The organism is Pseudomonas sp. B611 (assembly GCF_055407965.1).
Genome location: NZ_JBUZST010000001.1, coordinates 968,694 through 993,102, shown reverse-complemented (window position 1 = coordinate 993,102; position 24,409 = coordinate 968,694). Strand labels below are relative to the sequence as shown.

At 57.3% G+C, this 24,409-nt stretch carries 19 protein-coding genes; 2 read left to right on the top strand and 17 right to left on the bottom strand.

Annotation, left to right across the window (positions count from 1 at the left end):
* Nucleotides 1-37: 37 nt before the first annotated feature.
* The 17 genes from ACZRMO_RS04700 to mtnA form a co-directional block, all read right to left on the bottom strand.
* Nucleotides 38-2,032: a polysaccharide biosynthesis protein gene (locus ACZRMO_RS04700; protein WP_463972127.1), complete on the bottom strand. Its 1,995-nt coding sequence runs from the start codon at nt 2,030-2,032 to the stop codon at nt 38-40.
* Nucleotides 2,033-2,168: 136 nt separating this feature from the next.
* Complete coding sequence (locus ACZRMO_RS04695) at nt 2,169-3,347, bottom strand: DegT/DnrJ/EryC1/StrS family aminotransferase (RefSeq protein ID WP_463972057.1); 1,179 nt, start codon at nt 3,345-3,347, stop codon at nt 2,169-2,171.
* A 56-nt stretch (nt 3,348-3,403) separates the two neighbouring features.
* Nucleotides 3,404-4,021 (bottom strand): NeuD/PglB/VioB family sugar acetyltransferase, encoded by a 618-nt coding sequence (locus ACZRMO_RS04690; RefSeq protein WP_463972056.1) that lies wholly within the window; start codon nt 4,019-4,021, stop codon nt 3,404-3,406.
* A 276-nt stretch (nt 4,022-4,297) separates the two neighbouring features.
* Nucleotides 4,298-5,248 carry a UDP-N-acetyl-2-amino-2-deoxy-D-glucuronate oxidase gene (gene wbpB / locus ACZRMO_RS04685; protein ID WP_463972055.1) on the bottom strand — a complete coding sequence of 317 codons (951 nt, stop codon included), beginning with the start codon at nt 5,246-5,248 and terminating at the stop codon, nt 4,298-4,300.
* A gap of 81 nt (nt 5,249-5,329) precedes the next feature.
* A complete protein-coding gene (wbpA, locus tag ACZRMO_RS04680) occupies nt 5,330-6,643 on the bottom strand; it encodes a UDP-N-acetyl-D-glucosamine 6-dehydrogenase (RefSeq protein WP_463972054.1) in 1,314 nt (437 codons plus the stop codon).
* Nucleotides 6,644-6,946: 303 nt separating this feature from the next.
* Nucleotides 6,947-8,293, bottom strand: coding sequence for a Wzz/FepE/Etk N-terminal domain-containing protein (locus ACZRMO_RS04675; RefSeq protein ID WP_463972053.1), 1,347 nt, complete (start codon nt 8,291-8,293; stop codon nt 6,947-6,949).
* Between the two features lie 339 nt (nt 8,294-8,632).
* Complete coding sequence (locus ACZRMO_RS04670; protein WP_463972052.1) at nt 8,633-8,875, bottom strand: hypothetical protein; 243 nt, start codon at nt 8,873-8,875, stop codon at nt 8,633-8,635.
* 23 nt (nt 8,876-8,898) lie between these two features.
* Entirely contained in the window at nt 8,899-9,195 is a 297-nt protein-coding gene (gene ihfB / locus ACZRMO_RS04665) for an integration host factor subunit beta (protein WP_003189779.1), read from the bottom strand.
* Between the two features lie 132 nt (nt 9,196-9,327).
* On the bottom strand, nt 9,328-9,612 hold the full coding sequence (locus ACZRMO_RS04660; RefSeq protein WP_463972051.1) for a hypothetical protein: 285 nt from the start codon (nt 9,610-9,612) through the stop codon (nt 9,328-9,330).
* A 148-nt stretch (nt 9,613-9,760) separates the two neighbouring features.
* On the bottom strand, nt 9,761-11,446 hold the full coding sequence (gene rpsA / locus ACZRMO_RS04655) for a 30S ribosomal protein S1 (RefSeq protein ID WP_207046213.1): 1,686 nt from the start codon (nt 11,444-11,446) through the stop codon (nt 9,761-9,763).
* A 120-nt stretch (nt 11,447-11,566) separates the two neighbouring features.
* Nucleotides 11,567-12,256, bottom strand: coding sequence for a (d)CMP kinase (cmk, locus tag ACZRMO_RS04650; RefSeq protein ID WP_124528091.1), 690 nt, complete (start codon nt 12,254-12,256; stop codon nt 11,567-11,569).
* A complete protein-coding gene (locus ACZRMO_RS04645; protein WP_463972126.1) occupies nt 12,253-14,463 on the bottom strand; it encodes a bifunctional prephenate dehydrogenase/3-phosphoshikimate 1-carboxyvinyltransferase in 2,211 nt (736 codons plus the stop codon). The genes cmk and ACZRMO_RS04645 overlap by 4 nt, the downstream gene beginning before the upstream one ends.
* Before the next feature lie 28 nt (nt 14,464-14,491).
* Nucleotides 14,492-15,604 (bottom strand): histidinol-phosphate transaminase, encoded by a 1,113-nt coding sequence (gene hisC / locus ACZRMO_RS04640; RefSeq protein WP_207046218.1) that lies wholly within the window; start codon nt 15,602-15,604, stop codon nt 14,492-14,494.
* A gap of 9 nt (nt 15,605-15,613) precedes the next feature.
* Nucleotides 15,614-16,708 carry a prephenate dehydratase gene (gene pheA, locus ACZRMO_RS04635; RefSeq protein WP_003172650.1) on the bottom strand — a complete coding sequence of 365 codons (1,095 nt, stop codon included), beginning with the start codon at nt 16,706-16,708 and terminating at the stop codon, nt 15,614-15,616.
* Nucleotides 16,708-17,793, bottom strand: coding sequence for a 3-phosphoserine/phosphohydroxythreonine transaminase (gene serC / locus ACZRMO_RS04630; RefSeq protein ID WP_124528088.1), 1,086 nt, complete (start codon nt 17,791-17,793; stop codon nt 16,708-16,710). Before serC ends, pheA begins: the two co-directional genes overlap by 1 nt.
* Before the next feature lie 243 nt (nt 17,794-18,036).
* On the bottom strand, nt 18,037-20,706 hold the full coding sequence (gene gyrA, locus ACZRMO_RS04625) for a DNA gyrase subunit A (RefSeq protein WP_463972050.1): 2,670 nt from the start codon (nt 20,704-20,706) through the stop codon (nt 18,037-18,039).
* A gap of 424 nt (nt 20,707-21,130) precedes the next feature.
* Entirely contained in the window at nt 21,131-22,201 is a 1,071-nt protein-coding gene (gene mtnA, locus ACZRMO_RS04620; protein ID WP_463972049.1) for an S-methyl-5-thioribose-1-phosphate isomerase, read from the bottom strand.
* 109 nt (nt 22,202-22,310) lie between these two features.
* On the opposite strand from mtnA, the gene ACZRMO_RS04615 reads away from it, so the two are divergent.
* Together ACZRMO_RS04615 and ubiG are read left to right on the top strand one after the other, a co-directional pair.
* Complete coding sequence (locus ACZRMO_RS04615) at nt 22,311-23,642, top strand: TRZ/ATZ family hydrolase (RefSeq protein WP_207046226.1); 1,332 nt, start codon at nt 22,311-22,313, stop codon at nt 23,640-23,642.
* A gap of 64 nt (nt 23,643-23,706) precedes the next feature.
* The gene (ubiG, locus tag ACZRMO_RS04610; protein ID WP_017734479.1) at nt 23,707-24,405 is read left to right on the top strand and encodes a bifunctional 2-polyprenyl-6-hydroxyphenol methylase/3-demethylubiquinol 3-O-methyltransferase UbiG; all 699 of its coding nucleotides are present in this window, start codon (nt 23,707-23,709) and stop codon (nt 24,403-24,405) included.
* Nucleotides 24,406-24,409: the final 4 nt, after the last annotated feature.

Sequence of the window (24,409 nt, the reverse complement as noted above, 5' to 3'; positions counted from 1 at the left end):
AAGCATGCATAAACAGATAAAAATATTTAACGATCAATCACGGTTCAAGACGACGTTGCTGATGCATCAAGTCGACTATTTCACCGTCAGGTGTATAACCACTGACGGTTTCTCGTAATAACTGGCGCACACGCGTGTAATCGTCTTCATCTACTGCAGCAAGCAACTGATTCAATCTGACTTTCAGCGCTTCCCAGGAAATATGATCTTCGTTGGCGCTCATGATCATAGGGTGCTGGGTTTGGGCCACATTGTCGCCTATCAACAGCTCCTCGTAGAGCTTTTCTCCAGGACGCAACCCAGTAAATTCAATTGCAATATCACCTTGGGGATTTTTTTCCGAGCGCACACTCAAGCCCGACAGATGGACCATCTTTTCCGCTAGTTCGACAATTTTGACAGGCTCGCCCATGTCCAACACGAATACGTCCCCTCCAAGCCCCATGGACCCCGCCTGGATTACCAATTGGGCCGCTTCAGGTATCGTCATGAAATATCGTGTGATTTTCGGGTGGGTCACCGTCAAGGGGCCACCCGATTTGATTTGCCGGTGAAAGAGTGGGATTACAGAACCTGACGACCCCAGCACGTTGCCAAAACGCACCATCGTGAAACGGGTTTTGTTAACTTGGGAAATGTTGGATTTTTCCCCGAACAAAATGGGCGCAGCCTCACGACTCAGTGCTTGAAGGGTCATCTCGGCCAGCCGCTTGGTGCTGCCCATGACGTTGGTTGGGCGCACTGCTTTATCTGTGGAAATCAACACGAAGTTTGCTACACCGGACTGAAGCGCGGCCTGGGCAGTATACAGCGTCCCTAATACATTATTTAGGACGCCCTCAGCAATATTATGCTCGACCATAGGCACATGCTTATAAGCTGCCGCATGATAGACCGTGTCGACATGCCAGGCTTTCATCACATCAAGCAATTTGCTTTGATTACGTACCGAACCGAGTATTGGCAACAAACGCACCGGCAGCGACTCTCGAGCAATTCGCTGCTCCAGCTCGGTCAGAATGCTGTACAGATTAAACTCACCGTGCTCGAACAATAGTAATGTCGTGGGACGCAACGAGAGAATTTGGCGACACAGCTCCGAACCAATAGAGCCACCGGCTCCGGTAACCATAACACTTCGCCCGCGGATGCAATGCTCCAATAGATCTTCTTGCGCGGGGACTGTATCGCGACCCAGTAAGTCGGCGATGTCAACTTCCTGGATATCGTCAACCTTGACGCGACCGCTGGCCAGATCCATGAAGCCTGGAACGCTGCGCACATGGAGTGGAAAGCCTTCGAGGAAACCCAGAATTTCGCGGCGGCGCCCACGGTTGGAGGATGGAATCGCCAGCAGGATCTCCTGTGCGCCAGTCACTTCAATCATGCGCTGAATATGCTTTGGCTTGTAGACTTGAAGGCCGGAAATAATGCGGTCTGAGATGCTTACATCGTCATCGATAAAGGCGACAGGTCGCATCAGGCGCCCCATGCGCAATGCCGCGACCAACTGGTTTCCAGCTGCGCCGGCGCCATAGACAGCAACGCGAGGAAGGCCATCTTCACGATTAGTGAAAGGTACATGCTGTGAGGCCGCAAACCAGTCACCAAGAAAGTATTGGCGCATGGCGAGTCTCAAACCGCCAATCATGATGAGGCTCAGCCACCAGTAGTTGAAGATAATGGAACGCGGCACTACGTTCTGATGATTGCTGTACCAATAAACAACCACTCCCAGAATCAGCGACGACAGGCTCACAGCTTTAATAATCGCGACCAGGGCGTCATTACCGAAGTAGCGCATGACTGCCCGATACATCCCAAATCGGATAAAAAGCGGCACAGCCACAAGGGGAGCACTGAAGAACAACCAAGGATGAAAGATAATGGGGTTAACCATTTCGTCAATGCCTAAGCGCACCACGAACGCCATCCAAAGTGCCAGCCAGACCAGCACGACGTCTGTGGCAACCTGAATCAGACGCTTCTGACGACGTGGCAAAGCCAGCAGCAACGCTCTAAATCTCTCCATAACCCCTTCAAACACCTTGTACTGCTCCTGCAACCTACATCATTAACAATGCGTGCCCCCCATGGGACACGCACCATCGTATGCCTTTAATCTCGAATCTTGAGTCCCGCTCATGTAGAGCAGCGCGACTTAAGATTTAGTCGCCTGTTGCCGCCTTCATTACCGTTTTCAACGCAGCACAGGTCTCGTCTATTTCCGCCTGACTAAGCGTCGGGTGAACCAGAAACATCAAGCTGGTCTCGCCCAAAACTTTCGCCACAGGCAAGCGTTCGGCAGGGCGCCAGCCAGTGCCATCGAACGCCTTCTCAAGGTACACCTCTGAACATGAACCCGAGAAGCATGGCACTCCCAAAGCAGCAATTTCCGACAGAATACGATCACGACTCCATTCCGGTTGAAGTTTTTCAGGATCCACAAAAACATAACATTTATAGGCGGCATGCACATAATTCAACGGCACAACAGGTACTCGCAGCCCTTTCAACTCGGCCGCGCAATCCCAGATACGTTGTGCATTTCCATTACGACTGTCACGCCAGGCAGCCATCCGACGCAACTGGATACGCCCAACAACCCCTTGAACTTCAAGCATCCGCCAGTTTGTCCCAAACCCTTCATGCAGCCATCGAAAACCAGGCGGATGCTCGCGCTCGTAAACCGCTTCCCAGCTTTTGCCGTGGTCTTTAAACGCCCACATGGAACGCCAGAGTTCACGGTCATTGGTGGTGACCATTCCACCTTCACCGCCGGTGGTCATGATTTTGTCCTGGCAGAACGACCAGGCTCCAACGTGCCCAATTGACCCGACAGGCCGACCTTTGTAGGTAGCACCGTGAGCTTGGGCGCAATCTTCGATAACTTTCAGATCATGGGATTGTGCCAATGCCATGATCGGATCCATATCACAGGGCCAACCTGCCAGATGCACACAGATCAGCGCTCGGGTACGGGGCGTTATGACGGCCTCGATGCTTTGTGCCGTAATATTTTGCGAATCGGGGTCTACATCAGCGAACACCGGAACAGCACCCGCGTTGACGATACTGGAAACAGAGGCGAGGAACGTCCGGGAAGTCACGATCACTTCATCACCCGCACCAATGCCCAGAGCCTGCAGTGCCAAATCCAAAGCGACGGTGCCATTGGCGAGTGCGATTGCGTATTCAGTGCCCGCCCAGGCGGCAAACTCTTTCTCAAACTCCCGACACTCGGTACCGGTCCAGTAATTGACTTTGTTCGAGAGGATTACACTTCGTACAGCATCCGCCTCTTCGACAGTAAAAGAAGGCCAAGGGGAAAAATGTGTATTCAGCACAAAACAATTCCTGTGAGTTCGGATAAAAAATAAAGGCGCTGCGTACGCCCATTCATTTACAGCGCCTTCGCCGGCACGCCAACCACTGTGAGCAAATCGGCAACCTCACCCACTACCACTGCGCCCGCACCGACAGTCACTTTTTTACCAATACGAACCGATTGGATGACAGTCGCGCCGATACCGACCCAACTCAATTCTCCAACCGCAACACCGCCTGCCAGCCTGGCACCTGGACTTATATGAACAAAACTCTCCAGGTGGCAGTCATGATCAATACTACACCCTGTATTGAGAATCGCCCCTTGACCCACGCTGGCATCCACGTTCACGACAACCCCGGCAAAAACCACAGAGCCGGCACCTATCGTTGCACGGGGACTGACCGTTGCGGAGGGATGTACCAACGTGGCCAGACGGGCTCCACTGTTCTCCAACTCAATCGATTTCGAATGGCGCACACTGTTGCTGCCGATCGCGACTACGACGCCATCAAACTCTGCCATTCGGCTCAACAACAAAGACATATCACCCGTGATAGCCCAGTGGCTATTTGTCGTTCGCGCCGGCCAATTGTCATCGAAAAACTCTATGTGTTGCCAACCACAAAATTCGGCGGTTTCCGCCACGACCTTCCCATGGCCACCAGCACCTACAATCGCAAGCCGCTTCAAAGACTCTCTCCTAAACAGCCTGCGGCGAGGTTCCGAAACACTCGGGCGCGAAGGCTCACCAGTGAACAACCGCAACGACATGCCAAACTTTTTTCACCAAGCCGCTGTCAATCGACAACAACCAGAATTAGTAAACATTGCGCTGTCTTACTTTATACAACTAAACCACTCTATAAAGTAAAGTTCATCGACCCTACCGATGACGCTGACTAATCCTGCTAATTGCCCAATGACGGCGCAAGAGGATGACTGCAACAGTCATCCTCCATTGGGATGTCACCCCAATAGTTCTGCCAGCATTGGATGGCCTTCACCATCTAAGGGTGGCACAACCTTCGAAGCGCGAATAGTTTCGACAGTCTGAACGCAGTGACGCGCGTCTTCTATGCCATAACCACGACCGGCCAATATTTCCTGATAGCTGGTTGTATGGAGGTCAGTGAAACCTTCGGAAAACTCAAGTTCATCACCATCGACAGTAATGGAACGATAGGTAGATTTCTTGCCCTTCACAGAGGCTGGCAAATCATTGGCATCAATAGTAAGGAACCACCTGACTCGTGCTTTCTCGTACTCCAGATAACCTGCCGCTTTATACTCGCTGACAAAGTGAACAACATTGCGTTCCAGGCTGCCAAAAACGAAGTGCAGCATGTCGTAAAAGTGGACGCCAATATTAGTCGCCACACCGAATGACTTGCGCGGATCACCTTTCCAGCTTTCCATGTACCATTTTCCGCGAGAGGTCATGTAGGTTAATTCAACCTCATACTTCGCTTCTTTTTTTTCACTGGCTACCTTCTCTTTCAGATCGAGAATGGCTTGGTGATGTCGAAGTTGCAATATGTTAAAGACACGCTTGCCGGTCTCTTGCTCAACGCGCGAAAGCTCATCGAGAATTTCGGTAGTGGGGACAAGTGGCTTTTCACAAATTACGTCACACCCCAACCGCAGGCCTGCGGCAATGTGGGCATGATGCAGATAATTAGGTGAGCAGATCGCCACGTAATCCAGTGCCGTTTTCGGATCCCGCTTCAAACGAAAGGCATGCTCCTGAAACCGCTCAAACTCGGTGAAGAACTCACTGTCTGGGGACAGACTGTCGATGATGCCAACAGAGTCATTGATGTCATAAGCAGAAGCCAACACATTGCCCGTATCTTTGATCGCCCGCATGTGACGCGGGGCGATGTACCCCGCAGCGCCGATCAATGCAAAATTTTTCATGATTCTTCCCTAGGCATTCGAGGATTTTTCGGCGCACAACACAATGGGCGCCGAAAGCACGCGTCGTTCAAGTCGGCTTGATCAAGCCTTAACGATATGAGGAGCCGCCTGGCGGTACTTGCCACGGCTGTCCACGATCAGTTGAGCGGAGGACTTGATGAGTTCGTAATCGAACTTTTCGTGGTCTGTCGCCAGAACAACTGCGTCATACCCCGCCACATTCTCGGCAGTCAGCGACACACTGGCGAGGTCAAAATGGTGCTCGCGCATTTTGGGAAATACTGGAACGTGTGGATCGCTGTAAGCAACCGTGACGCCTTTGGCTTCGAGCATCTCCATGATCTCTACCGACGGAGATTCGCGCATATCGTCCACGTTCTTCTTGTAGGCAATGCCCAAGATCAGGACTTTGCTGCCTTTGAGCGGCTTGCCGCGCTCATTGAGACCATCTGCCAGCTTACTGACGACATACTCGGGCATTGCTCGGTTAACCTCACCCGAAAGCTCGATGAATCGAGTGTGCAAACCGTATTCGCGGGCCTTCCACGTCAAATAGAACGGATCGATCGGAATGCAGTGTCCGCCCAGCCCGGGACCAGGGTAATAAGCTGTAAAGCCAAATGGCTTCGTGGCGGCGGCATCCACGACTTCAAAAATATCGATTCCCATACGGTCAGCAACGACTTTCATTTCGTTAACCAAGCCAATATTGACGGCGCGATGAATATTTTCCAGCAGTTTAGTCATCTCTGCCGCTTTGGTAGAGCTGACTGGAACCACCCGGTCGATCGCCTGCTCGTAAAGAGCGGTACCTACTTCCAGGCATGCTGCAGTGTCGCCGCCGATAATTTTCGGGATGGTGCGGGTCTCGAAGTCTGGATTACCGGGATCCTCACGCTCCGGTGAGTAAACCAAAAAGATGTCTTCACCCACCACTAAACCACCTTCCTGAACGCGAGGAAGCAGCTCTTCGACAGTGGTACCGGGATAGGTAGTGCTTTCCAGCGACACAACCTGACCTGCGCGCAGGTAAGGTTTGATCGAGTCCGTGGTGGCAATGACGAAACTCAAGTCGGGTTCACGATACTTGTTCAGCGGCGTGGGCACACACAGGATCAACGCGTCGCACTCGGCAGCGCGAGCAAATTCAGCGGTGGCTTCAAAGCCCGAATTGCGCGCAGCAGCAACTTTGGATGAAGAGATATGCTCGATGTCACTTATGCCTGCGTTAAGGTCCGCGACCTTTTTCGCATCAATATCTATACCCAGTACGCGAAAACCAATTGAATTATAACGAAGCATCAAGGGCAGCCCGACATAACCAAGACCAACAATCCCGATCAACGCTTCCTTACTTTTGAACTTAGCAACACTGGCCAGCTTCTGCAGGTGCATCTGTAACGCTCCGATTAAACTATATAATTTTTAAAGCCAATGTGTGATCCGACTTTGGGCAACTTCATATTGCCCATTCGCCCCCCCACCTCAATCGGGCCCGCCAGTATCGGCAGGCTCATCAAGCGAAAGGCCTGAGGGCCGCCTCTAATGGCGAATCACTTCGTATCAGACATGGTACGGATTAAATCATAGCTTCGTTCCGAAATCCGCATAAAGATAGCGTCGCACGGTTAAGAGGCACCACAAATATCGTAACGCCATCACGCCGGGCCAGCCATAAACAGCCACAACGACCCCATTTCAGAGCGAACCTTCATCTTTCAACGTAATTTTTTTTGAAGACACCGAAGCGTTCGCCAATGCTGGCACGTTCAGGCCGTGGTCGCGTCGACGCTGAACAGCGGCGCTCACCAAAGCGGTGATGATACCGAGCACCAAACCCAACACAACGCCGGCCAATATAACCAATATCTTCTTAGGTTTGGCGGGACCAAGCGGTTCGATTGCTTCCTTGTCAATCGTCACAAGCTTCAAACCACTCATGTCTACGTTCAGGTTACGCAGCCGCGCCTGCTCGGCGCGCAATGCCTCCACACCATTGAGGAAAAGCTCCTCATTCTGCCGCTGCTTGAGCACTTCAACCTCACGGTTAGTCTGCAGAAGCTGAAGATCGCGGGCTATTTGGGCAATTCTAACTTCGGTAAAGTCATCCGAGCTTCGCTTCTGCAGCACGGCTCGCTCCGCCATCAGTGCATCTACGCCCATGAAGTACAGAGGAATCTGATTGTTATTTACCTCTGTGCGCATCACCGACTGACCACTTCGCCCCCCAGTATCTCCCAGCGAAGAAGGTGTCGTCGGCTTAAGGATGCCAAGAGAACTCGCAATAGCTATTGCTTCGTTCAACTGCGCTACACGGTCAGCACGCTGGGTTTTAAGTTGGGCACGGAGAGCCTTCAATTCATCCTGCAACTGGGCACGTTTGACACTGTCAGCTTCACTCAACGTAGCGATCTTGGCAGCTTTGTCATTGTCATAGCTGGACCGCGCGGCCTTGAGCTTGCCAGCGAGCTCGCTCAAGCGGTTCCTGACAATAACTTCCATGTCAGCGGAAATCTGCTGTTGCTGGTTAGCGATTGCATATTGTACAAAGCCATTGAGTATCGCCACCCCGTCCACACCTTCGGGATAGTTCATCTCAAGCTTGATATAAGCGCTCAAGGCATTTGTCTTTTCAGACTCTGGAACGATCAGATTAATTGAATTTGCATTAAACTCTTCAAAGCTTTGCTCAAGAGTTCTGCCGGGGCGTTCAAACTTGCTGAACAGCTTTTGATTTGCCCTAAAAAAGCCCAGGCGGGCCTCATAGGACTCCAAAGAAGCTCCCACCTTAATTAACGCTTCACCTGGTGGAAGTTTATAAATCTCAGAGCGATTCAAAGCGTCTAGCTCATTAATTGCCGCCGGACGCAAAAGGCTGCTGACCTTATATTCAGGAATCGCCAGGAAAGCATACGTACTAGCGGCAACTCCAACTAAGGCCGTCACATAAAGAACTAAAGCCTTACGCTGCCACACTATGCGACAAAGAGCGAAGAGATCGATTTCATCGGACGAGGAAATAGAGGGGGTTTGGAAACTACTCACAACGAAAACCTGCCTTCAAGAGAAACTTCGGGCTCGTCATGCAGATCAAATTGTGTATTTTTTATCCTATTTTTACCACCACCAAAACCCAGCGTCTCCGCCGAGCATTTAGTGCACAAAATGTCTGTAATCGAGAACAGATTTCATTTTGCCATCTCTCTGACATATTACAAGCCCGGACTTGTCTGTAAGGCATTTCCGAAAAGGTTGCCAGCCTTACTCGCTAGCCGTAACGGCGAATCACTGCGCGACGGTACAGACATTGATGCGATTTTTTGGAGGAAAAAATACTGACAGACGGTTACTGAAAAATGCTCAACCGCCACAACATGACAGCCTTTAATTTCGGACCGAAACAGTCGATTTATGACGGCGACCACGAACCAAAACGCCGAGGAACGGCCCCACCAACATCCCTACAATCAATGCCACCACCACAAACACCGACACCGGCATCCGTGCAGTCTCCAAACCGAGGAACGAGAGGGCCATACCTTGCTGGTTTTCCAGCACAAAGCCCAATACCACCAGCACAGCAGCCAAAACTGAAAACACCGCAACGACACGCTTAACCCCACGCATACCTTTCTCCCTACCGAAAGCTGTCAGACACCCTCTTCTTCCTCTTCGTTCACCCGATCCCGCAACTCCTTGCCCGGCTTGAAGTGAGGAACGAACTTACCGTCGAGACTAACCGACTGCCCAGTCTTGGGATTACGCCCAACCCGCGGCGCGCGATAGTGCAGCGAGAAACTCCCAAACCCGCGAATCTCAATCCGATCGCCGGTCGCCAGACATTGGGACATCTGTTCAAGCATGGTCTTGATGGCCAGCTCTACATCCTTGGATGAAAGCAGCCCTTGATGGGTGACAATTCGTTCGATCAACTCCGACTTCGTCATATTTTTCCCTTCTTTTTCAAGCAGCTAGGAAAATCGCTTCGAAGGTTTTAGCATGACTTGACGAATTTGAACAGCCCATGCTCTAACTTATCTGCAAGAGAGATCAACCACGGCAAAACAGGGCCTACGCCCTCAATTACAGATCACCAACATCGTCCGAGTGACCGCACCTGCCGGGTTCCAGCCAAATAGATAATCACCCTCCTCGTCCTTTGCATCGCTGGACCTGGTGACAACCTTGTAGCCCTGCATCTTGCACTCACGTGCCGCGCGCCTCTCACACTTATCCCAACCCGAGCCAAGGCCAGAGCAATCGATCTCGATGCCGCTGACGCCGTGCCGGGCATGGGTCTTGGCGCTGGTGGCAGAGCACCCAGCGAGCATTGCCACTGCAAACATTACGATAAGCCTGTTCATTCCACCCCTTACTGAGCCAACACTTTCAAACGACTATAGTCAGTTCTGACAACCGCTCATACCGCTTGGTTCTTGGTTCTTGATTCAACGAATTTCAGGCACAAAAAAGGGCGACCAAAGTCGCCCTTTTTCTACAGCCTTACAGAACTTAGTTCTGTTTAGCCATTGCTTCGCGCAGCAGGGAGGCCATGGTGGTCTCGCCTTGTGCAGCTTCCGGAGCCGATTTCAGGCTCTGGATAGCTTCTTTCTCTTCCACTTCGTCTTTCGACTTGATGGAGAGTTGGATCACGCGGCTCTTGCGATCAACGCTGATGATCTTGGCTTCTACTTCCTGGCCTTCTTTCAGAACGTTGCGCGCGTCTTCAACGCGGTCACGGCTGATTTCGGAGGCTTTCAGAGTCGCTTCGATGTCGTCGGCCAGAGTGATGATGGCGCCTTTAGCGTCAACTTCTTTCACGATGCCCTTAACGATTGCGCCTTTGTCGTTGTCCTGAACGTATTCAGAGAACGGGTCGCTTTCCAGCTGCTTGATACCCAGGGAGATGCGCTCGCGCTCTGGGTCAACCGACAGGATAACGGTGTCCAGCTCGTCGCCCTTCTTGAAACGACGAACAGCTTCTTCGCCAACTTCGTTCCAGGAGATGTCGGACAGGTGAACCAGGCCGTCGATGCCGCCGTCCAGACCAATGAAGATACCGAAATCGGTGATCGACTTGATGGTGCCGGAGATTTTATCGCCCTTGTTGAACTGGCCAGAGAAATCTTCCCATGGGTTAGATTTGCACTGCTTGATGCCCAGGGAGATACGACGACGCTCTTCGTCGATGTCCAGAACCATAACTTCCACTTCGTCGCCGACTTGTACGACTTTCGAAGGGTGGATGTTTTTGTTGGTCCAGTCCATTTCGGAAACGTGTACCAGGCCTTCCACGCCTTCTTCCAGCTCAGCGAAGCAGCCGTAGTCGGTCAGGTTGGTAACACGCGCGGTTACGCGAGTGCTTTCTGGGTAACGAGCTTTGATAGCAACCCATGGATCTTCACCCAGTTGCTTCAGGCCCAGGGAAACACGGTTGCGCTCGCGATCGTATTTCAGAACCTTTACATCGATCTCGTCGCCAACGTTGACGATTTCAGATGGATGCTTGATACGCTTCCAAGCCATGTCGGTAATGTGCAGCAGGCCATCGACGCCACCCAGATCGACGAATGCGCCGTAATCGGTGAGGTTCTTGACGATACCTTTGACTTGTTGGCCTTCCTGCAGGGATTCCAGCAGAGCTTCACGCTCGGCGGAGTTCTCTGCTTCCAGGACGCTGCGACGGGAAACGACAACGTTGTTGCGCTTCTGGTCGAGTTTGATGACCTTGAATTCGAGTTCCTTGCCTTCCAGGTGCGTGGTGTCGCGCACTGGACGAACGTCGACCAAAGAACCTGGCAGGAACGCACGGATGCCGTTAACGTCGACAGTGAAGCCGCCTTTAACCTTACCGTTGATAACGCCCTTGACCACTTCTTCAGCTGCGAAGGCTGCTTCGAGAACAATCCAGCATTCAGCGCGCTTGGCTTTTTCACGGGACAGCTTGGTTTCACCGAAACCGTCTTCAACCGAGTCCAGAGCAACGTGAACTTCGTCACCGACATTGATAGTCAGGTCACCAGCATCGTTGTAGAACTGTTCCAGCGGGATCAGAGCTTCAGACTTCAGACCAGCGTGAACGGTTACCCAGCGAGCTTGGTAATCGATATCAACGATAACACCGGTGATGATGGAGCCTGCCTGAAGGTTCAGGGTTTTTAGGCTTTCTTCAAAGAGTTCCGCAAAGCTTTCGCTCATTTTAATTCCTGTTGATAAGGGCGAAGAATACGCCCATCTCCACACCCCAGACGGTGTGGGTCAGTTTCAGTTAAAAGAAGCCACCGCAGGACTATGACTGGTCCCCTGCGGCCTTCTTGGTCACCCGGCGATATCGCGAATGGCGATTTCGCTCAAGATGCGTTCCAGCACCTGCTCGATGGACAACTCCGTGGAATCCAGCTGTATCGCATCAGCCGCCGGTTTAAGCGGGGCTACTGCGCGCTGGGTATCACGCTCATCACGTGCACGGATCTCATCTAGCAGACTCGACAGACTAACACCATCGACTTTGCCCTTCAACTGCAAGTAGCGGCGGCGAGCCCGTTCCTCGGCGCTGGCGGTGAGGAAAACCTTCAGCGGCGCCTCGGGAAACACGACGGTTCCCATATCGCGCCCGTCAGCCACCAGGCCTGGCGGCTCCTGAAAAGCCCGCTGACGCTGCAGCAATGCGTCACGTACGGCCGGCAGCGCGGCAATCTGCGAAGCCCAGGAACCGACTTGTTCATTACGCAGGTCGTCGGTCACATCATCCCCTTCCAGGATGATGCGTTGCGGATGACCTTCCGTCGCCCCGACGAACTGCACATCAAGATGCGCCGCCAACAGTTTCAAGGATTCTTCGTTGGTCAGGTCTACGCCATGATTGCGCGCAGCAAAAGCCAGCAGGCGGTAAAGGGCGCCGGAATCCAGCAGGCACCAACCCAGGCGCTTGGCCAGGATGCCGGCGATCGTGCCTTTGCCCGAGCCGCTTGGCCCGTCGATGGTAATCACCGGTGCTTTAATATTCACAATTGAGCCTCTTGGGCTACACGAATGCCGACCTGGGCACACAGTGTAAGAAAGTTCGGAAAAGATGTAGCTACATTGGCGCAGTCACGGATACGAATCGGCGCTGTCGCCCGCAGGGAAGCAACGCTGAAGGCCATGGCAATCCGATGATCACCGTGAGCATGGACTTCACCACCCCCCATCGCCCCCCCGTCGATAATAATCCCATCAGGGGTCGGTTCACACTTGACCCCCAGCGCCAACAGACCATCGGCCATGACCTGAATACGATCAGACTCTTTGACACGCAGCTCTTCAGCGCCCCGCAAAACGGTGCGCCCCGCCGCACAAGCTGCCGCAACAAACAACACCGGGAACTCATCGATCGCCAACGGCACCAGCGCTTCGGGAATCTCGATCCCCTTCAACGCCGCCGCGCGCACACGCAGATCGGCGACAGGCTCCCCACCCACTTCACGCGGGTTTTCCAGGGTGATATCCGCCCCCATCAGTCGCAGGATATCAATCACCCCGGTACGTGTCGGATTGATGCCAACATGCTCCAGCAACACGTCGGAGCCTTCGGCAATCGAAGCGGCCACCAGGAAAAACGCCGCAGAGGAAATATCCCCCGGCACCTCAATACGGGTTGCCGTCAACGCATGCCCGGACTCGACCGACGCAGTCGCCCCGTCAACCGCCACCGGATAACCAAAGCCTCGCAGCATGCGCTCGGTATGATCACGGGTCGGCGCCGGCTCGGTCACCGAGGTCTTGCCTGCGGCGTACAGCCCGGCCAGCAACAGGCAGGACTTGACCTGCGCGCTGGCCATCGGTAATGCGTACGTCAGCCCTTTCAACGCCTGGCCGCCACGAATAGTCAGCGGCGGCCGCCCTTCAGGGCCAGTCTCGATCACCGCGCCCATTTCCCGCAGCGGCTTGGCCACACGACTCATGGGACGTTTGGATAGAGAAGCATCGCCCGTCAGTACACTGTCGAAGCTTTGCGCGGCCAGCAGCCCGGACAGCAACCGCATGGACGTGCCGGAGTTCCCCAGGTAAATCGGCCCTGGCGCTGCCTTCAAACCATGCAAGCCCACCCCGTGAATGGTCACGCGCCCATGGTGCGGGCCTTCAATCACCACGCCCATGTCGCGAAACGCCTGCAAGGTCGCCAGGGCATCTTCGCCTTCGAGAAAACCTTCGACCTCCGTCACACCCTCGGCCAACGAACCCAGCATGATCGAGCGGTGGGAAATCGACTTGTCGCCCGGCACGCGGATACGCCCGCTCACGCAGCCGCCCGGACTGGCCAGGAACGCCAGCTCATCGGCACCCACCGCCGTTTCCATGTACGCCCGACGCGCCAGGATCTTGCTGAAATGCTCCCGCGCCACCCGCGCACGGGTGAATACGCCCAGCAATTGATGCCCATCACCCGCATCAACTGCGTCGCGCAAGGCGTCGAGGTCGCTGCGAAAGGTGTCCAGGGTACGCAACACCGCTTCGCGGTTGGCGAGAAAGATGTCGTGCCACATCACCGGATCACTGCCGGCAATCCGCGTGAAATCACGGAAGCCACCGGCGGCGTAACGGAAAATCTCGAGATTCTCGTTGCGCTTGGCCAGGGAGTCCACCAAACCAAATGCCAACAGATGGGGCAAGTGGCTGGTCGCCGCCAGCACTTCGTCGTGGCGCTCCACCTGCATATGCTCGACGTCCGCCCCCAGCTCGCGCCACAGACGATCCACCACCGCCAGCGCCGCCGGATCGGTTTGCGCCAGCGGCGTGAGGATCACCTTGTGCCGGCGGAACAACTGCGCATTCGACGCCTCCACCCCGCTCTGCTCGGAGCCTGCAATCGGATGGCCCGGCACAAAGCGCGCCGGCATGCCGCCAAAGGCCAGTTGCGCCGCGCGCACCACATTGCCCTTGGCACTGCCGACGTCCGTCAGGATCGCCTGACCCAGGTCCATGCCGGCCAACAACGCCAGCAATTTCTCCATGGACAGGATCGGCACCGCCAGCTGGATTACGTCCGCGCCCTGGCAGGCAAGCGCCAGGTCCGCCTCACAGCGATCGACCACCCCGAGCTCAACCGCCAACTTGCGCGACTGCGGATCCAGGTCCACACCGACCACCTCGCCACACAACCCGCTTTCACGCAGGCCCTTGGCGAAGGAGCCGCCGATCAACCCCAGACCGACCACCACCAGGCGACCGATCATAGGCACAGCAGGTTGCATTGCAGTGACATCAACCACGAGCCAGAACCTTGGCCAACGCCTCCAGGAAGCGGGCGTTCTCGGCCGGCAAACCAATGGTGATACGCAGGTGGTTCGGCATGCCGTAGTTGGCCACCGGGCGCACGATCACACCTTCAGCCAGCAGCCCCTGGAACACCGGGGCAGCCACCTGGCCAAGATCGACACAGATGAAGTTGCCCTTGGACGGAATCCAACCCAGCCCCAACTCACGGAAACCCTCTTGCAGTTGCAACATGCCGCTTTCGTTGATGCGGCGACCCTCTTCCAGGTACTCGGCATCCTTCACCGCCGCACAAGCCGCCGCCAGGGCGAGGCTGTTGACGTTGAACGGCTGGCGTACGCGGTTCAGCACATCGGCAACAACGGCCGTGGACAAACCGTAGCCAACCCGCAACGACGCCAAGCCATACGCCTTGGAGAACGTGCGCGATACCAGCAGGTTCGGATAGGCCGCCAGGAAGTCCAGGCCGTCCGGCAGGTCGCTGCCTTCGGCGTACTCGATGTAGGCCTCGTCCAGCACCACCAGCACGTGCTCGGGCACGTCCTGCAGGAAATCGTTCAGCGCCTGCGCATCGAACCAGGTCCCGGTCGGGTTGTTCGGGTTGGCGATAAACACCACGCGGGTCTGCGCATCGATGGCCGCCAGCATGGCCGGCAGATCGTGACCCCAGTCCTTCGCCGGAATCACCCGCGCATCAGCACCCACCGCCTGGGTGACGATCGGGTAGACGGCAAACGCGTGCTCACTGAACACCGCGTTGAGGCCCGGCGCCAGGTAAGCACGGCCTACCAGCTCAAGAATGTCGTTGGAGCCGTTGCCCAGGGTGACCTGGTTCAGCTCGACCCGGCACTTTTCAGCCAGCAGCGACTTCAGGGCAAAGCCGTTGCCATCGGGATAACGCGTCAGCTCGGCCAACTCTTCACGAATCGCCGCCAACACCTTGGGGCTTGGGCCCAACGGGTTCTCGTTACTGGCCAGCTTGACGATCTTCGCCGGATCCAGGTTCAACTCACGCGCCAACTCGTCCACAGGCTTTCCCGGAACGTAAGGCGACAGTTGTTGCACGCCCGGCTGCGCCAGGGCAAGGAAGTTGCCACTCATGTTAACGCCTCACAAAACCGCTTTCGGGTAGGAGCCCAGCACCTTGAGTGCCACTGCTTCCTGACTGATTTTCTCCAGCACACCCTTGACCAGCGGGTCACGGTGATGACCGATGAAATCGATAAAGAACACGTAGGTCCATTTACCGCTGCGCGACGGACGAGTCTCGATGCGCGTCAGGTCAATCCCGTTGTCATGGAACGGCACCAGCAATTCATGCAGTGCGCCGGGCTTGTTGCTCATGGAGACGATGATCGAGGTCTTGTCGTCGCCGGTCGGCGGCACTTCCTGGCTGCCGATCATCAGGAAGCGCGTGGAGTTATCCGGGCGGTCCTCGATTTTCTCGGCCAGGCGCGTCAGGCCGTACAGGCCCGCTGCCATATCCCCGGCGATGGCCGCCGAGTTCCACTCGCCCTTGACCCGCTTGGCCGCTTCGGCGTTGCTGGACACCGCCACGCGCTCGACATTCGGGTAGTGCGCATCCAGCCACTTGCGGCACTGGGCCAGGGACTGGGCGTGGGAGTAGATACGGCTGATGCTGTCGGTCTTGGTGTTCTCGCCCACCAGCAAGTGGTGGTGGATACGCAGTTCGACTTCGCCGCAGATCACCATGTCGTGCTCAAGGAAGCTGTCCAGGGTGTGGTTGACCGCGCCCTCGGTGGAGTTTTCCACCGGGACCACGCCAAAATTCACCGCACCGGCCGCCACTTCACGGAACACTTCGTCGATCGCTGCCATTGGCTTGCTGATCACCGCGTGGCCGAAGTGCTTCATGGCCGCCGCTTGGGTGAAGGTACCTTCAGGGCCGAGGTAAGCCACTTTCAGCGGCTGCTCCAGGGCCAGGCACGAGGACATGATTTCGCGGAACAACCGCGCCATCTCTTCGTTGCCCAGCGGGCCTTTGTTGCGCTCCATCACACGCTTGAGCACCTGGGCTTCACGCTCAGGCCGGTAGAACACCGGCACTTCGCCTTCCGCCAGGGATGCCATCTTCACCCGCGCCACTTCCTGGGCACATCGCGCGCGCTCACTGATCAGCTCCAGGACTTTCTCGTCCAGGCTGTCAATGCGTACGCGCAGGGCCTTGAGTTCTTGCTCAGACATTAGCCGTGTTCCTTTTCGAACTCTGCCATGTAGGCAACCAGCGCGTTGATCGCGTGGATGTCGACAGCGTTGTAGATGGAGGCGCGCATGCCACCGACCGAACGGTGGCCCTTGAGGTTCAGCAGGCCGCGCGCGTCGGCACCGGCCAGGAATGGCTTGTCGAGGCGGTCGTCAGCCAAGCGGAAAGGCACGTTCATCCACGAGCGGTCGCTGAGGTTGATCGGGTTGCTGTACAGGCCGCTGGCGTCGATGAAGTCGTACAGGGTGCGCTTCTTCTCTTCGTTGAGCTTGCCCATGGCAGCGACACCGCCCTGCTCTTTCAGCCACTCGAACACCAGGCCGGACAGGTACCAGGCGAACGCCGGCGGGGTGTTGTACATCGAACCGTTATCGGCCGCGACCTTGTAGTTGAGCATGGTCGGGCACAGCGAACGGGCGCGACCCAGCAGGTCTTCGCGGATGATGTTGACCAGGATGCCGCTCGGGCCGATGTTCTTCTGCGCACCGGCGTAGATCATGCCGTACTTGGACACGTCGATCGGGCGCGAGAGGATGTCCGAGGACATGTCGCACACCAACGGCACGTCGCCGACTTCCGGCACCCAGTCGAATTCCAGGCCGCCGATGGTTTCGTTCTGCACGTAATGGACGTAGGCCGCATCCTTCGACAGCTTCCACTCGTTCTGACCGGGAATCGCGAAGTAGTCGTAGGGCTTGGCAGTACCGGCGACGTTGACGTTGCCGTAGCGCGAGGCCTCTTCAATGGCCTTCTGGCCCCAGATACCGGTGTCGATATAGTCGGCAGTGCCATCTTCCGGCAGCAGGTTCAGTGGAATCTGTGCGAACTGCTGGCTGGCGCCGCCTTGCAGGAACAGCACTTTGTAGTTCGATGGGATGTCCAGCAAGTCGCGCAGGTCCTGCTCGGCCTTGTTGGCAATGGACACGAACTCATCGCTGCGATGGCTCATTTCCATCACAGAGAGGCCTTTTCCATGCCAGTCGAGGAGTTCACCCTGCGCACGCTGCAGGACTGCTTCAGGAAGCGCCGCGGGACCGGCACAGAAGTTATAGGCTCTCTTGCTCACATCCAATCTCACTCTGATCTGGTGGGGCTGCAATCATGTTCGGCAACACCCTTTCTCTGGAGCGAATCCTTGTGGGAGCTGGCTTGCCTGCGATAAGGGCACCTCGGTATCGCAGTGATACCGTGGCGCTGCCATCGCAGGCAAGCCAGCTCCCACATTGACCGCGTCCAGCCAAAGGACATGTTGTTTCAAAGGGGACAAACAACAAGGGGGCGAATCTTCATCCGCCCCCTGTGTGTCCGCTTATTCCTGCGGTTCTTCTTCGTCTGCGGCAGCGTCGAGGGTTGGCTCGTCGACATTGTCATCGCCGCTTGCGATCACCTCGCCATCAAAGCCTTCCCCTTCGAGCTCTGCACCCTCAAGCTCCTCGCCTTCGACTTCCGATGGTTCCTGGACTCGCTCCAGGCCCACCAGTGTCTCGTCGCTGGCCAGCTTGATCAGCGTCACGCCCTGGGTGTTACGGCCCAGGCTCGACACTTCGGCCACACGGGTACGTACCAGGGTGCCCTGGTCGGAAATCAGCATGATTTCCTCGCCATCGAGCACCTGGACTGCGCCGACCAGACGGCCGTTGCGGTCGTTGCTGACCATGGCAATCACGCCCTGGCCGCCACGCTTGTACTCCGGGAACTCGCTGATGGCGGTACGCTTGCCGTAACCACGCGCCGAAGCGGTGAGGATCTGGCTGCCTTCTTCCGGGATCAGCATCGAAATCAGCTTCTGCCCTTCTGGCAGGCGCATGCCGCGCACACCGCGGGCGGTACGGCCCATGGCGCGAACGTCGGATTCCTTGAAGCGTGTCACCTTGCCGCCGTCGGAGAACAGCATGACTTCACGCTCGCCATCGGTGATGGCGGCGGAGATCAGTACGTCACCTTCGTCCAGCTCCAGGGCGATCAGGCCCACGCTGCGCTGGCGGCTGAAGGATTCCAGCGGGGTCTTCTTGACGGTGCCTTTGGCGGTGGCCATGAAGATGAAGTGACCTTCGGTGTATTCCTCGACCGGCAGCATGGTGGTGATGTATTCATCACTGTCCAGCGGCAGCAGGTTGACCAACGGACGACCACGGGCGGCACGGGAGGCTTCCGGGATCTCGTAGGTCTTGAGCCAGTACACCTTGCCTTTGCTGGAGAACAGCAGCAGCGTGGTGTGGCTGTTGGCCACGAGCAGGTGAGCGATGTAGTCCTCATCCTTCACGCCGGTAGCCGATTTACCTTTACCACCACGGCGCTGGGCCTGGTACGCAGCCAGAGGCTGGGTCTTGGCGTAGCCACCGTGGGAAATGGTCACGACGCGCTCTTCTTCCGGGATCATGTCACCCAGGGTCAGGTCGAGGCGGGCATCGAGGATCTCGGTGCGGCGCACGTCGCCGTATTCGGCGCGGATCACTTCCAGTTCTTCGCGGATCACTTCCATCAGGCGCACGGCGCTGCTGAGGATGCGGATCAACTCGCCGATCTGGTTGAGGATCTCCTGGTACTCGGCCAGCAGCTTCTCGTGCTCCAGGCCGGTCAGGCGGTGCAGGCGCAGCTCCAGGATGGCCTGGGCCTGCTCCGGCGACAGGAAGTACTTGCCTTCGCGCAGGCCGTATTGCGGGTCCAGGGTCTCTGGGCGGCACGAATCGGCACCGGCACGCTCAACCATCGCTACCACAGCGCTGGATTCCCAAGGCGTGCTGATCAGCGCTTCCTTGGCTTCCGACGGGGTTGGCGAGGCCTTGATCAAGGCGATCACTGGGTCGATGTTCGACAGCGCAACCGCCTGGCCTTCCAGGATGTGGCCGCGCTCGCGGGCCTTGCGCAGTTCGAACACGGTACGACGGGTGACCACTTCGCGGCGGTGACGCACGAAGGCTTCCAGCAGGTCCTTGAGGTTCAGGATGCGCGGGCGGCCGTCGATCAGTGCAACCACGTTGATCCCAAACACGCTTTGCAGCTGGGTCTGGGCGTAGAGGTTGTTGAGGATCACCTCAGGTACTTCGCCACGACGCAGTTCGATCACCACGCGCATACCGTCTTTGTCGGACTCGTCGCGCAGCTCGGTGATGCCTTCCAGCTTCTTCTCTTTGACCAGCTCGGCGATCTTCTCGATCAGGCGCGCCTTGTTCAACTGGTACGGCAGTTCGGTGATGACGATCTGCTGGCGGCCACCGACCTTGTCGATGTCTTCGATCATCGAGCGGGCGCGCATGTAAATGCGGCCACGGCCGGTGCGGTAGGCTTCGATGATACCGGCGCGACCGTTGATGATCGCGGCGGTCGGGAAGTCCGGGCCGGGAATGTATTGCATCAACTCATCGACGGTCAGCTCAGGGTTGTCGATGAGGGCCAGGCAACCGTCGATGACTTCACCGAGGTTGTGCGGCGGGATGTTGGTCGCCATGCCCACGGCGATACCGCTGGAACCGTTGACCAGCAGGTTGGGAATACGGGTTGGCATGACGGCCGGGATCATTTCGGTGCCGTCGTAGTTCGGCACCCAGTCCACGGTTTCTTTGTGCAGGTCAGCCAGCAGCTCGTGCGCCAGCTTGGTCATGCGCACTTCGGTGTATCGCATGGCCGCGGCGTTGTCGCCGTCGACCGAACCGAAGTTGCCCTGGCCGTCTACCAGCAGGTAGCGCAGGGAAAACGGCTGCGCCATCCGAACGATGGTGTCGTACACCGCAGTGTCGCCGTGAGGGTGATACTTACCGATCACGTCACCGACAACACGGGCAGATTTCTTGTACGGCTTGTTCCAGTCGTTACCCAGCTCGCTCATCGCGAACAGCACACGCCGGTGCACGGGCTTCAAGCCATCGCGCGCATCAGGCAGTGCCCGACCGACAATTACGCTCATCGCGTAGTCGAGGTAGGACTGTTTCAGCTCGTCTTCGATATTGACCGGGAGGATTTCTTTGGCCAGTTCGCCCATGAGAAGCCTGATTCCTTTTTCGGGTGAAACCTCGTCACATCCATATGGGACGAACGAAGCTCGCCGCTGCCGGCACGGTGCCTGACAACGACTTACGACAAATCAACGAGTTATGACACGGATCTGCACGTTATAGGCAACCCCTCGGGGCGGCCTTGGAAACCGCCGGATGTTATCACAATCGCCGCCACGCACCTATCCCCCAGATGCGCATGGAGCATAGTTAGTTGACGGGTGACAGGCTTGAGGGGGACGAGAGGGGCTTAGAGGCGGGTTGGTGCTATTTTTCGGGAGTGAATCCGAAGGATTTGTTGACTTATCGGCCCATTCGCGAGCAAGCCCGCTCCCACATTTGATTTGTGAACACATTCAAAATGTGGGAGCGGGCTTGCTCGCGAATGCGGTCCAACAGGCACCACCCCCCTCAATGCAGCCGCTTACGGCACATCAACTTGGCCATCTTGGCCACATCCGGCCGCTCGACAACGCCCTTTTCCGTGACGATCACGTCGATCAGATCCGCCGGCGTCACGTCGAACACCGGATTGAACGCATCCACCCCCAGGCGCTGCCCGACAATTTCCAGCAACTCGCCCGGATCACGTTCCTCCAGCGCGACGTCATCGCCCGCCGCCATCATCAAATCGACGGTCGAACTCGGCGCCACCACCATAAAGCGCACGCCATGGTGCATGGCGCACACGGCAAGCTGATAAGTGCCGATCTTGCTGATCACATCGCCATTGGCGGCAATGCAATCGGCGCCGACGATCACCCAGGTTACGCCTTTGGTCTTGAGGATATGTGCGCCCGCCGAGTCGGCATTCACCGTCACCGGGATGCCCTCGCCCGCCAGCTCCCAGGCCGTCAGCCGCGAGCCTTGTAGCCAAGGCCGGGTCTCGTTGGCATAGACCTGCTCGACCATGCCCTCCAGGAAGGCCGCCCGAATCACGCCAAGGGCCGTGCCCACACCCCCCGTAGCCAACGCACCCGCATTGCCATGGGTCAGGATCGCCTGGGCGTTGCCCTGGTGCTTGCGGATCAGCTCGACACCCAGTTGGGCCATGTTCAAATTGGCTTCCCGATCACTTTCGTGGATCGCAATGGCCTCGGCCTCCAGCACGGCCAACGGATCGGCGTGCTTTTTGAGGCGATCCAGACGATCGCGCATGCGTTTCAGGGCCCAGAACAGGTTCGACGCAGTGGGACGGCTTTCAGCCAACATTGCGTAGTCTTCTTCCCACGCAGCCTGCCAGTCACCGCCCTCGGCGATACGTTCACGGGCCGCGAGCACCAAGCCATAGGCCGCGCTGATGCCGATCGCCGGCGCACCGCGCACGACCATGGTGCGAATCGCTGCAGCCACGGCCTCAACCGTGGAGCACGCCACCCAGCTTTCCCGGGACGGCAAGGCACGCTGATCGAGCAGGTACAGCGCGCCATCACGCCAATCGATGGCCTTCACTTTCTCCGCAGCCAACAGTCGATCGCGCATCCCTTACTCCGCACTCATGAACAAAAGCCGCCGATTATAGCGATCCGCCAGCCGGGACGCTCGGGTATACTTCGGCCTTCTTTTATAGCTGCCTGGGAAGAAGCCTGCGATGACCGCCACTGCCGCCCCGCTCGACTTGGTATTACTGCCCACCTGGCTGGTGCCCGTCGAACCTGCCGGCGTGGTGCTCAAGGAACATGGCGTGGGCATCCGTGATGGGCGCATTGCCTTTATCGGCCCACGGGCGGCGGCATTGAAGCTGGCAGCCACCGAGGTCCGCGAGTTGCCGGGCATGCTCCTCAGCCCCGGCCTGGTCAACGCCCACGGGCATGCGGCGATGAGCCTGTTTCGCGGCCTGGCCGATGACTTGCCACTGATGACCTGGCTGGAAAAACACATCTGGCCCGCCGAGGCCAAGTGGGTCGATGAGGCTTTCGTACGCGACGGCACCGACCTGGCTATCGCCGAGCAGCTCAAGGGTGGCATCACCTGTTTCTCGGACATGTACTTCTACCCCAAGGTCGCCAGTGACTGCGTGCATAACAGCGGCATGCGTGCGCAAATTGCGATTCCGATCCTCGACTTCCCGATTCCCGGCGCCGGCAGCGCCGACGAGGCCATCCGCCAGGGTGTCGAGCTGTTCGGCGACCTCAAGCACCACCCGCGCATCAAGGTCACCTTCGGCCCTCATGCGCCCTACACCGTGTGCGATGCCAACCTGGAAAAAATCCGCGTGATCGCCGAAGAGCTGGACGCCGCGATCCACATGCACGTGCACGAAACCGCCTTTGAAGTGCAGCAAGCCGTCGAGCAGACCGGCGAGCGCCCACTCGCGCGCCTGGGCCGCCTTGGGTTGCTGGGCCCGCGCTTCCAGGCCGTTCATATGACCCAAATCAGCGAAGATGACCTGGCTTTGCTGGTAGAAAGCAACACCAGCGTGATCCACTGCCCGGAATCCAACCTGAAACTGGCCAGCGGCTTCTGCCCGGTGGAGCGCTTGTGGCAGGCTGGCGTCAACGTGGCCATCGGCACCGATGGCGCCGCCAGCAACAATGACCTCGACCTGCTGGGCGAAACCCGCACGGCGGCGATGCTGGCCAAAGCCGTCGCCGGTTCGGCCACTGCCCTGGATGCCCACCGCGCCCTGCGCATGGCCACCCTCAACGGCGCACGGGCCATGGGCCTGGAAAGCGAGATTGGCTCACTGGAAGTCGGCAAGGCGGCGGATATGGTCGCCTTCGATCTGTCGGGGCTGGCGCAACAACCGGTCTACGATCCAGTCTCACAGCTTATATATGCCACCGGACGCGATTGCGTGAAACACCTTTGGGTCGCCGGCAAGCAATTGCTCGACGACCGGCAATTGACCCGCATGGATGAACAGCAACTGACCGCCACGGCCATGGCCTGGGGCAAGCGCATCAGCGGGCACCACGAATAACGCCGGCCTTGAAGCCGTACGTTCAAGACCGACAAACCGATTTATCAGATTTAGAGGATGCACCATGAGCAACGTCGACCACGCCGAAATCGCCAAATTCGAAGCCCTGGCCCACCGCTGGTGGGACCGCGAAAGCGAGTTCAAACCCCTGCACGACATCAACCCGCTGCGGGTCAACTGGATTGACGAACGCGTCAACCTGGCCGGCAAGAAGGTGTTGGACGTCGGCTGCGGCGGCGGCATCCTCAGCGAAGCCATGGCCCAGCGCGGCGCCACGGTGATGGGTATCGACATGGGCGAAGCGCCACTGGCCGTGGCCCAACTGCATCAGCTGGAGTCCGGCGTTAACGTCGAATACCGCCAGATCACCGCCGAAGACCTCGCCGAAGAAATGCCCGAGCAATTCGACGTGGTCACCTGCCTGGAAATGCTCGAACACGTGCCGGACCCGTCCTCGGTAATCCGCGCCTGCTTCCGCATGGTCAAGCCGGGCGGCCAGGTGTTCTTCTCCACCATCAACCGCAACCCCAAGGCCTACCTGTTCGCGATCATCGGCGCCGAATACATCATGAAGCTGCTGCCGCGTGGCACCCATGACTTCAAGAAATTCATCCGCCCGTCCGAGCTGGGCGCCTGGAGCCGCCAGGCCGGGCTGACCGTCAAGGACATCATCGGCCTGACCTACAACCCGCTGACCAAGCACTACAAACTGGCCAGCGACGTGGACGTCAACTACATGATCCAGACCCTGCGCGAGGAGTAAGCCT

Bases quoted from the DNA above. Each gene is read 5' to 3' on its own strand.
- gyrA (WP_463972050.1), bottom strand. From the start codon at position 20,706: ATGGGCGAACTGGCCAAAGAAATCCTCCCGGTCAATATCGAAGACGAG.
- rpsA (WP_207046213.1), bottom strand. From the start codon at position 11,446: ATGAGCGAAAGCTTTGCGGAACTCTTTGAAGAAAGCCTAAAAACCCTG.
- ACZRMO_RS04700 (WP_463972127.1), bottom strand. From the start codon at position 2,032: ATGGAGAGATTTAGAGCGTTGCTGCTGGCTTTGCCACGTCGTCAGAAG.
- ACZRMO_RS04670 (WP_463972052.1), bottom strand. From the start codon at position 8,875: ATGCGTGGGGTTAAGCGTGTCGTTGCGGTGTTTTCAGTTTTGGCTGCT.
- wbpA (WP_463972054.1), bottom strand. From the start codon at position 6,643: ATGCACCTGCAGAAGCTGGCCAGTGTTGCTAAGTTCAAAAGTAAGGAA.
- mtnA (WP_463972049.1), bottom strand. From the start codon at position 22,201: ATGCGCGATCGACTGTTGGCTGCGGAGAAAGTGAAGGCCATCGATTGG.
- ACZRMO_RS04660 (WP_463972051.1), bottom strand. From the start codon at position 9,612: ATGAACAGGCTTATCGTAATGTTTGCAGTGGCAATGCTCGCTGGGTGC.
- wbpB (WP_463972055.1), bottom strand. From the start codon at position 5,248: ATGAAAAATTTTGCATTGATCGGCGCTGCGGGGTACATCGCCCCGCGT.
- hisC (WP_207046218.1), bottom strand. From the start codon at position 15,604: ATGAGTGGCAACTTCCTTGCCCTGGCGCAGCCGGGCGTGCAACAACTG.
- ihfB (WP_003189779.1), bottom strand. From the start codon at position 9,195: ATGACGAAGTCGGAGTTGATCGAACGAATTGTCACCCATCAAGGGCTG.
- ubiG (WP_017734479.1), top strand. From the start codon at position 23,707: ATGAGCAACGTCGACCACGCCGAAATCGCCAAATTCGAAGCCCTGGCC.
- ACZRMO_RS04645 (WP_463972126.1), bottom strand. From the start codon at position 14,463: ATGATCGGTCGCCTGGTGGTGGTCGGTCTGGGGTTGATCGGCGGCTCC.
- ACZRMO_RS04615 (WP_207046226.1), top strand. From the start codon at position 22,311: ATGACCGCCACTGCCGCCCCGCTCGACTTGGTATTACTGCCCACCTGG.
- pheA (WP_003172650.1), bottom strand. From the start codon at position 16,708: ATGTCTGAGCAAGAACTCAAGGCCCTGCGCGTACGCATTGACAGCCTG.